The following is a 7,063-nucleotide window of genomic DNA, read 5'->3' on the forward strand; positions in this document are numbered from 1 at the left end:
CTCGCCGTTCCCGGCGACGGGACCGGCGAGCCACTCCCACCACCGCGACGGGGTCGGGCAGTCGATCGACAGCGCCGCCCCCTCGCCCCGAACCGCCGCACGGACCGTCGCCGGCGAGTACGGCTCCCCCCGGAGATCGAGCGCGCGCCCGTCGCCGACGACCCGGCCGTCGTCGACGATCCGCATCAGAGCTCCCGGCCCTGCATCGCCGTCGGCTCGGGATGGTCGGTGCCGGCCGCGAACTTCGGGTACGGCGTGCTCGGGTGGTCCCGGCGCTCGTACGCCGCCGCGGCCTCGCGGACCCGTTCCGGGACGGACTCGTACTCGTTCAGCGGCTCGGTGCGCTCGATCTGGACGTCGGCGCCGTGCTTCTCGCGCAAGCGGAGGGCGAGAAACGCCCCGAACTCGGTCTCGGCCAGCAGCGCCGCCCGGCCGAACTGCCGGACTGTGGCCTCCTCGTACCGCCGGCAGACGTTCCGCAGACTCGTCCGTGCCTCGCGGGAGTACGTCGCGACCAGCAGCATTTGGTTGCTGCTGTATTCGGAGAAAATTAAGACTTGCGCGAGCGGATACTCTCGTCGCCGTTCGCGTCGACCTCGACGACGGCGTCCATGAGGCTGGTGACGATCTCGACGGTCTGCTCGTCGTGTGCCTCCGGATCCATGTGGAAGTGGGCGAACGCGTCGGTCTTGGCCATCCGACCGGTGATGATGTGCAGGAACTCGTAGGCGGTCTCGAGCTCGACGTACTGCAGCAGCGCAGTCAGCGAGTCGAAACAGACGACGGTTCGGTTGTCGTTCTCCTCCCAGTCGGCGAGGAACTCGGTGATACGGATGCCCAGCCCGGTCAGGTCGTTCGGGCTGTTCACCGTCTCGACGGGCGCGTTCGTCTCCGGGAGCGACGGACCCCCGGGACCGCTGCTACCTCCTGTCTCGGCGGCGACCGAGCGCGTGGAGTCCTCGACGCTCACGATCCCCATCTCCGCCGGCCGCTCGTCGGTGTGCTCGCGCCACCGCCGGAGCTGCTGGTCCGGGGATTTGGTGTAGGACACCCAGAGGACGTTCGTCTCCGCGGCGTCGCTCGGGTGCAGAAGCTCCGTACAGTGCTGTTCGTCGGTGAACGACGAGGTGAGGAGCAGGGTGCTGTTCGCGCCCGCCAAGCGTTCGTGTACCGTTTCGGCTGTCTGCGTTGCTGTCACGGGCGTGCCTCTCTGCTCAGTAAACACACGGTAGTAACATAGCCTTTTCGACTTCTCAACTATGAGAACAGTCAGAGCGGCTCGATCTCGAACGACGCGTCTTCGGCCCCAGCGAGCTCCCTTACCCGCGCTTTCGCCGTCTCCCCGTCGGGCGCGACGACGACGACCCCGTCTGCGGGCGGCTCGCCGTGGGCTCGGTAGGGTCGGCGCTCGTCGGCCTCGAACTCGGTGGCGTAGCTCTGGAGTACGGACTGGACGCGCCGCTGGGTGGTCGCTAAGTCGGCCTCGCCGTCCTCGAACGCCCGCAACGCCTCCTCGACGTTGCGCAGCGCGGAGATGTGGTCCACGTCGCCCGGTGGTGGCGGCCCCGGCACCATAAGTCCCGTGCGGTCGGCGGTGCGACACAAGCCCGGCGACACGCTCCGAGCGCCGAGCCGAAGCTCGGCGCCGGTCACGAGCCGTCGCAGGAAGNCACGGCACGGCGAGGGGTGGCGCTCACTCGCCGTGTCTGGTGACACATCGCCACGGCGTTGGTTCGGCGCTCGCGACAGGTCACACAGTCACGGCAACACGCTCCGTCGCCGAGCCACGGAGGGCTCGGCAGGTCACGAGCCGTGACTGGTGTTACGTCGTCCGGAGGTGGCCCTGTACGGGCTCGTACAACTCGCCCTTCTTCCGCAGGCTCTCGATCTCCTTCTCGGCTTTGTCCTCGTCCATGCCGACCTCGCCCGCGCGGTCGAGCACTTCCTCGATCGGCGCGCCCTCGTCGTACTCCTCCTCGATGTCGCCGATCAGCGCCTTCACGCTCTTGATCCGGTCGCGCTGGGACTTGCTCGTCCCCGTCTCGACCACGTCGGCGTCGAACTCGCCGGTCTCGGGGTCGACGCCGATGTCCTCCAGACTGTTCCGGACGATCTCGATCACCTTGTCGGCGTCCTGCTCGTCGACGGTGTCCGAGAGCCGGACCCGCGCGGAGGCCTCCGCCAGCCGCACGAGCGCCTCCAGCTTCCGGGCGGTGACGGGCACGGGGGCGTCCTCGTCGGCGCCCTTCGAACGCAAATCGACGTAGAACTCCTCGATCGCGTCTTTGGCCTCGTCGGACATCGTCGGGTAGACGTTGCGCTTGGCGTAGGCGATGTACTTCCGGAGGAGTTCGGCCTCGATGTCCGGCGCCACCTCCTCGGTGACGTTCTGGACCTGCTCCTCGGTGAACTCCGAGTTGGGGTTCTCCTCGCGCTGTGTGTGGAGTTCCCCGGCGTAGTTGGTCTTCAGGATGTGCTCGGCCAGCCGGCTGTCGTGCTCGGGGTCGGGCTGGTCGGTGACGGTGAAGATCAGGTCGAACCGCGAGATCAGCGCGGGCTCTAAGTCGATCTGCTCGCCGATCGGCTCGTACTGGTCGAACCGGCCGTACTTCGGGTTCGCGGCGCCGAGCAGCGAACACCGGCTCTTGAGCGTGGCGTTGATCCCCGCCTTGGAGACGGAGATCTTCTGCTGTTCGAGCCCCTCGTGCATCGCCGAGCGGTCCCCCGAATCCATCTTGTCAAGCTCGTCGATAGCGGCGATCCCCTTGTCCGCGAGCACGAGCGCGCCGGCTTCGAGCGTCCACTGCTGCCCGTCGCCGAAGTCGTCCCTCACAGCCGCCGCAGTAAGGCCCGCCGCGGACGATCCTTTGCCCGACGTGTAGACGGAGCGGGGGGCGACCTGTTCGACATAGGAGATCATCTGGCTCTTCCCGGTACCGGGGTCCCCTATCAGCAGCAGGTGCAGGTCCCCGCGAATCCGTGAGCCGTCGGGCAGATGCTTCGTCACGCCGGAGAACAGCTGGAGCACCATCGCGAGCTTCTCCTCCTCGTAGCCGTAGATCGCCGGCGCGATGGAGCCGACCATCTTCTCGTAGATGTCGGGGTCGTTGGAGAGTTCGACGATCTCCGCGATGTCCTCGTCGGTAATGTCCATGTCCTCGAACTCCTCGTCCTCGATCTCGATCGTCACCCCGTCCATGTAGAGGTCGAACAGGGCGGTCTTCTCCTGTCCCTGCGTGACCTGCTCGATGTGGAGGACGCCGGTGACGGTGACGTGGTCGCCCGCGGTCACGTTGCCGGTGATGTCGTCCTCCACGTCCACGTCGATGCTCTGGGGCGTCTCGCCGCCGCGCAGTCCCTCGGGACTCTCCTGTACGCGGAGCTTCTGGGAGTCGACGAACTCCGACTGGTCGTGGTTGACCGAGAACGGCCCCTGCCGCTCACAGCCCTGACACTCGTGAGGCTCCTGAAAGCCGCCGTCGCTCTGGGGGATGTAGCTCATCGTGCCGCAGCGCTGGCACTCGAAGGCGGCCTCGGTCACCTTCGGCCGCACGTCGGTCGCCTTGCGGACGATCCCCTGGACGGCGATCATCGAGCCGATGTGGTCGTCCTGTACCCGCAGATTGCGAATGTCGACGGTCTGCTCAGACGGGAGCCCGCGCAGGCGGACGTGGGCCTGCCCGAGGCTCACGTCCGCGGGCAGGTCGTACAGCCGGAGCGCCTCCTCGGCGTACTCCTGCATCTGCTCGGGCTTGGCGAGGTAGTCCTCCGCCAGATCCCGATCGAACGTGAACAGGTCGTTGTAGTCGACGTAGAGCGAGCGGCGCTCGTTGGGGTACTCCTGTGCGAGCCGCCCCACCTCCTCCCGGTAGTAGTTCCGGTAGAACTGGATGAACCGCTCCGTGAGTTCCTGGTTCCCCGTCTGAGCCATCGTACGAGGCCTATTGGCCTCATGGGTTAAGACGTATCGCCTCCACCCTCCCCACTCCGGGACCCGAATTCGCTTTTCAGTGTTTGGGTTCCGGAGAAACGTTTATGCTCCTGCGGTGTGTGGTGACGACTGTCATGGCCATCAGTGCCGAAGACCTGCGTCGGAAGACCGGCTTCGAGCGCGTGCTCTCGTGGTTCGAAACCGAGGACGAGGAGATCGAAGCCGCGACCGCCTACAAGGCGCTCGAAGACGAGTATCTCTACTGATCGCCGTCGCCCGGCTCGACACCGGCGACCAGTCCGGCAGCTTGCCCCTTCTCACCACTCCGATACGTCCGACCCACGCTCCTCCATCATCTCGGCGGCACGGTCCGCCCAGCCCGAGAAGTGGAAGCCGGCGGCGACGACCAGCGCCATCCAGACGTAGGTGGCGCCGATGCCGACGTACGCCCCCAGCGGTCCCCAGCCGAGCACGACGCCGAGCAGGAAGGTGAGTCCGAGTTGGAGGCCGAACACGCCGCTGGTGCGGGCGACGAACGGGATACGCGTCTCGCTTGCGCCCTGCAGTCCGCCGGAGAGCACCGAGAACACGACGAGTGCGGCGCCGCAGATACCGTACACCTGTGCGAACGCGACCGCGTAGCCGACCGTCTCGGCGTTGCTCGTGAACAGCGAGACGAACGTGTCGGCGGCGAACACCAGCGCGACGCCGACGCTGCCGACCGTAAGCAGGCCGAGCGCGGCGACCGCCCAGCCCTCGAAGCGCGCGCCGGCGGCGTCACCCTCGCCCAGCCGCTGGCCGACGACGACGCTAGCGGCGACGTTGTACCCCCGGGAGAGCGGGCCGGTGACCTGTTGGTACATCCGGCGGCCGATCTGGAAGCCGGCGTTGACCGGCTGGCCGAAGCCGAGCAGGATGGCGTTGAACGGGAACTCCGCGGCCGTCGAGGCGAACCCCTCCGCGACCTTCGGGGCGCTGACGACCACGAGCTGCTTGGCGATGATCCAGTCCTCCGGCAGCGCGAAGTCGGCTTCCGACCAGTCGGTCCAGATCGCGAGACAGAGCATCGACGCGGTGAACACGTTCGCGGCCGCGGTCGCAAGCCCGACGCCGACGATCCTGAGCCGCGGGATGCCAAGCGGCGCGAACCCCAGCCCCAACGCGACGCTGCCGAGGATGTTCAGCGCGTTCGCGACGACGTTGACGTACATCGGTGTCCGGGTGTCGCCGGTGCCCTGCAGCGCCCGGGCGGCGATGAGCGCGACGTGGCGAGCGGGCGCGGTCGCGAAGATGATCGCGAGGTACGTCGACCCCAGCGTGACCACGCGGTCGAGGTTCTCGACGTCCTGCCCGGCGCCGAACACGCGGATCGCCGACTCACTCAGGAAGAAGCCGAACAGCACGAACGGGATCCCGAGCAACGCGCCGAGTAAGATTCCCTGCGTGATCGCCTCATCGCGGTTGGCGTCCGCGGCGGCGCCGCTATCCTGCGAGGAGAGCGCGATCGTACCACCGCCGAGACCGAGACCGATCCGAAGGGGGAGCCGCGCGTACAGATCCGCGAGGCCGATCGCCACCACGCTCGCGGGGTTGAACGTCGCGGTGACGACGATGTCGACGGTCCGCATCAGCGTTCGGAACGTCTGCTCGGCCATCACCGGCCACGCCAGCGAGAGGACCCGCTTCCACACCGCACGGACCCGGGGCCAGTCCATGCTTCGAGGCTCTCGCGGGCGGGGTTTGACGCTGACGGAAGCGGTCACTCGGGGAGGGTCGAACTCGGTTTCCGACGCCGCCAGTCGGTGGCGTCGCCCTCGGTTTCCGACGCCGCCAGTCGGTGGCGTTTTGCCCCGTGCCCCACGAACACCGTCCGTGACCGACGAGGACTGGCGCGAGCGGTTGGCCGAGGCGGGTGAGCTCACCCCCGAGGTAGCCGGCGCCATCCTCGACGCCCACGGCGATCGCGGCTCCAGAGCCATCGAGGCGGTGTCGGAGGGGCGGGTGAAGGAGTACCGCGACTTCACCGTCGTCGTCGGCCACGAGGACGAGTACGTGGTCGAGGACGGCGGCTGCACCTGCGCGGACTCGGCGTACAACATCGACGAGGAGGCGGGCGAGCGCTGCTGGCACGCGCTCGCGGTCGACATCGCCGAGCGCGTCGGCGCGGTCGATCACCACGACATGTGGTACTCCGAGGTCCGGGAGTTCATCTGACCTCGGCGAACCGGGAACGTTTAGACCGTCGGCTTTCTACGCTCCTGTATGCCGGACTGTCCGTTAGCCGACGACTGCCCCAGCTTCTCCGAGCGGATCGAGGGCATGGGCTGTCAGCACTACGGCGACAGGGGGGGTGCCGAGTGGTGCAACCATTACGACATGCCCATCGACGATCTCAAAGAGCAGCCCGTGAAGCCGGGGCAGGAGGTCGTCGTCGACGTGACGGACATCCACGAGAGCGGCGCCGGCGTCGGGCGGACCGACGACGGGTTCATCGTCCTCATCGACGGTCTGCTGCCGGAGTGCCGCGCCCGCGTCCGCATCGACCGGGTCAAATCCAGCCACGCGACGGCGAAGAAAGTCATCGAGAAGATGCCCCTCGAGGAGGACGAGGGGACCGACGAGGGCGACGGATCGGACGACGAGGGCGTCGAACCCGACGACGAGGACGGCCGCCCCGACCGCACCGACCGCGAACGGCTCGGCTCCCGGGACAACTTCTGGGGCGGCGACGGCCGCTGAGCCGGCTGTCCGACCGGCAACCAGCATTTAGTTGCTGTGACGGGAACTCCTTCGTGATGCCCGAGGAACAACTCTTCAAGACCGAGGAGGCGCGACCACGTCCGGAGATCGCCGACGTGCTCACGACGGCGGCCGAACAGATCGAGGACGGGACCGTCGTCCTCGGTGGTGGGAGCGAGACGCGGGAGGTCGACGTCCCGGAAACCCCCCGGTTCGAGGTCGAACTCGAACGCCTCACTGACTCCGAGACCGGCGAGCAGCGCTACGAACTCGAGTACGAGATCCGGTGGACGGAGTAATCCGCCACGAACTGTAGCTTTTTCAGCGGGCGGCGCCCACGAACGTTCATGACCGACGGTGACGCCCCGGGCGACGACGCCGACGGCGGCGGGA

10 protein-coding genes are annotated in these 7,063 nt (G+C 67.6%); 4 read left to right on the plus strand and 6 right to left on the minus strand.

The window, feature by feature from the left end; translation table 11 throughout:
- From ACFR9S_RS07470 to ACFR9S_RS07490, 5 genes are all read right to left on the minus strand, one after another.
- A partial coding sequence (locus ACFR9S_RS07470; RefSeq protein WP_379818360.1) for a hypothetical protein occupies positions 1-186 on the minus strand: 186 nt, incomplete at its 3' end.
- The gene (locus ACFR9S_RS07475) at positions 186-524 is read right to left on the minus strand and encodes a DUF7855 family protein (RefSeq protein WP_379731410.1); all 339 of its coding nucleotides are present in this window, start codon (positions 522-524) and stop codon (positions 186-188) included. The genes ACFR9S_RS07475 and ACFR9S_RS07470, both read right to left, overlap by 1 nt.
- 26 nt (positions 525-550) lie before the next feature.
- The gene (locus tag ACFR9S_RS07480) at positions 551-1,198 is read right to left on the minus strand and encodes a DUF7504 family protein (RefSeq protein WP_379818361.1); all 648 of its coding nucleotides are present in this window, start codon (positions 1,196-1,198) and stop codon (positions 551-553) included.
- Positions 1,199-1,269: 71 nt separating this feature from the next.
- On the minus strand, positions 1,270-1,545 hold the full coding sequence (locus ACFR9S_RS07485) for a DUF7854 family protein (RefSeq protein ID WP_379731413.1): 276 nt from the start codon (positions 1,543-1,545) through the stop codon (positions 1,270-1,272).
- A 277-nt stretch (positions 1,546-1,822) separates the two neighbouring features.
- The gene (locus ACFR9S_RS07490) at positions 1,823-3,931 is read right to left on the minus strand and encodes a minichromosome maintenance protein MCM (RefSeq protein WP_379731414.1); all 2,109 of its coding nucleotides are present in this window, start codon (positions 3,929-3,931) and stop codon (positions 1,823-1,825) included.
- Positions 3,932-4,065: 134 nt separating this feature from the next.
- On the opposite strand from ACFR9S_RS07490, the gene ACFR9S_RS07495 reads away from it, so the two are divergent.
- On the plus strand, positions 4,066-4,197 hold the full coding sequence (locus tag ACFR9S_RS07495; protein ID WP_272913568.1) for a hypothetical protein: 132 nt from the start codon (positions 4,066-4,068) through the stop codon (positions 4,195-4,197).
- Between the two features lie 51 nt (positions 4,198-4,248).
- Here ACFR9S_RS07495 and ACFR9S_RS07500 read toward each other — a convergent pair whose 3' ends face one another.
- The gene (locus tag ACFR9S_RS07500) at positions 4,249-5,646 is read right to left on the minus strand and encodes an MATE family efflux transporter (RefSeq protein ID WP_379731415.1); all 1,398 of its coding nucleotides are present in this window, start codon (positions 5,644-5,646) and stop codon (positions 4,249-4,251) included.
- Positions 5,647-5,803: 157 nt separating this feature from the next.
- On the opposite strand from ACFR9S_RS07500, the gene ACFR9S_RS07505 reads away from it, so the two are divergent.
- Genes ACFR9S_RS07505 through ACFR9S_RS07515 form a run of 3 tightly spaced genes read left to right on the plus strand, consistent with a single transcriptional unit; the run spans position 5,804 to position 6,969 of the window.
- Complete coding sequence (locus ACFR9S_RS07505; RefSeq protein WP_379731416.1) at positions 5,804-6,145, plus strand: hypothetical protein; 342 nt, start codon at positions 5,804-5,806, stop codon at positions 6,143-6,145.
- 48 nt (positions 6,146-6,193) lie between these two features.
- A complete protein-coding gene (locus tag ACFR9S_RS07510; RefSeq protein ID WP_379731417.1) occupies positions 6,194-6,670 on the plus strand; it encodes a TRAM domain-containing protein in 477 nt (158 codons plus the stop codon).
- A 56-nt stretch (positions 6,671-6,726) separates the two neighbouring features.
- Entirely contained in the window at positions 6,727-6,969 is a 243-nt protein-coding gene (locus tag ACFR9S_RS07515; RefSeq protein WP_379731418.1) for an amphi-Trp domain-containing protein, read from the plus strand.
- The last annotated feature ends 94 nt before the right edge of the window (positions 6,970-7,063 follow it).

Source organism: Halolamina salina (genome assembly GCF_042678005.1).
GTDB classification, from domain to species: Archaea; Halobacteriota; Halobacteria; order Halobacteriales; family Haloferacaceae; genus Halolamina; species Halolamina salina.

Bases quoted from the DNA above. Each gene is read 5' to 3' on its own strand.
- ACFR9S_RS07475 (WP_379731410.1), bottom strand. From the start codon at position 524: ATGCTGCTGGTCGCGACGTACTCCCGCGAGGCACGGACGAGTCTGCGG.
- ACFR9S_RS07490 (WP_379731414.1), bottom strand. From the start codon at position 3,931: ATGGCTCAGACGGGGAACCAGGAACTCACGGAGCGGTTCATCCAGTTC.
- ACFR9S_RS07495 (WP_272913568.1), top strand. From the start codon at position 4,066: ATGGCCATCAGTGCCGAAGACCTGCGTCGGAAGACCGGCTTCGAGCGC.
- ACFR9S_RS07500 (WP_379731415.1), bottom strand. From the start codon at position 5,646: ATGGACTGGCCCCGGGTCCGTGCGGTGTGGAAGCGGGTCCTCTCGCTG.
- ACFR9S_RS07510 (WP_379731417.1), top strand. From the start codon at position 6,194: ATGCCGGACTGTCCGTTAGCCGACGACTGCCCCAGCTTCTCCGAGCGG.
- ACFR9S_RS07515 (WP_379731418.1), top strand. From the start codon at position 6,727: ATGCCCGAGGAACAACTCTTCAAGACCGAGGAGGCGCGACCACGTCCG.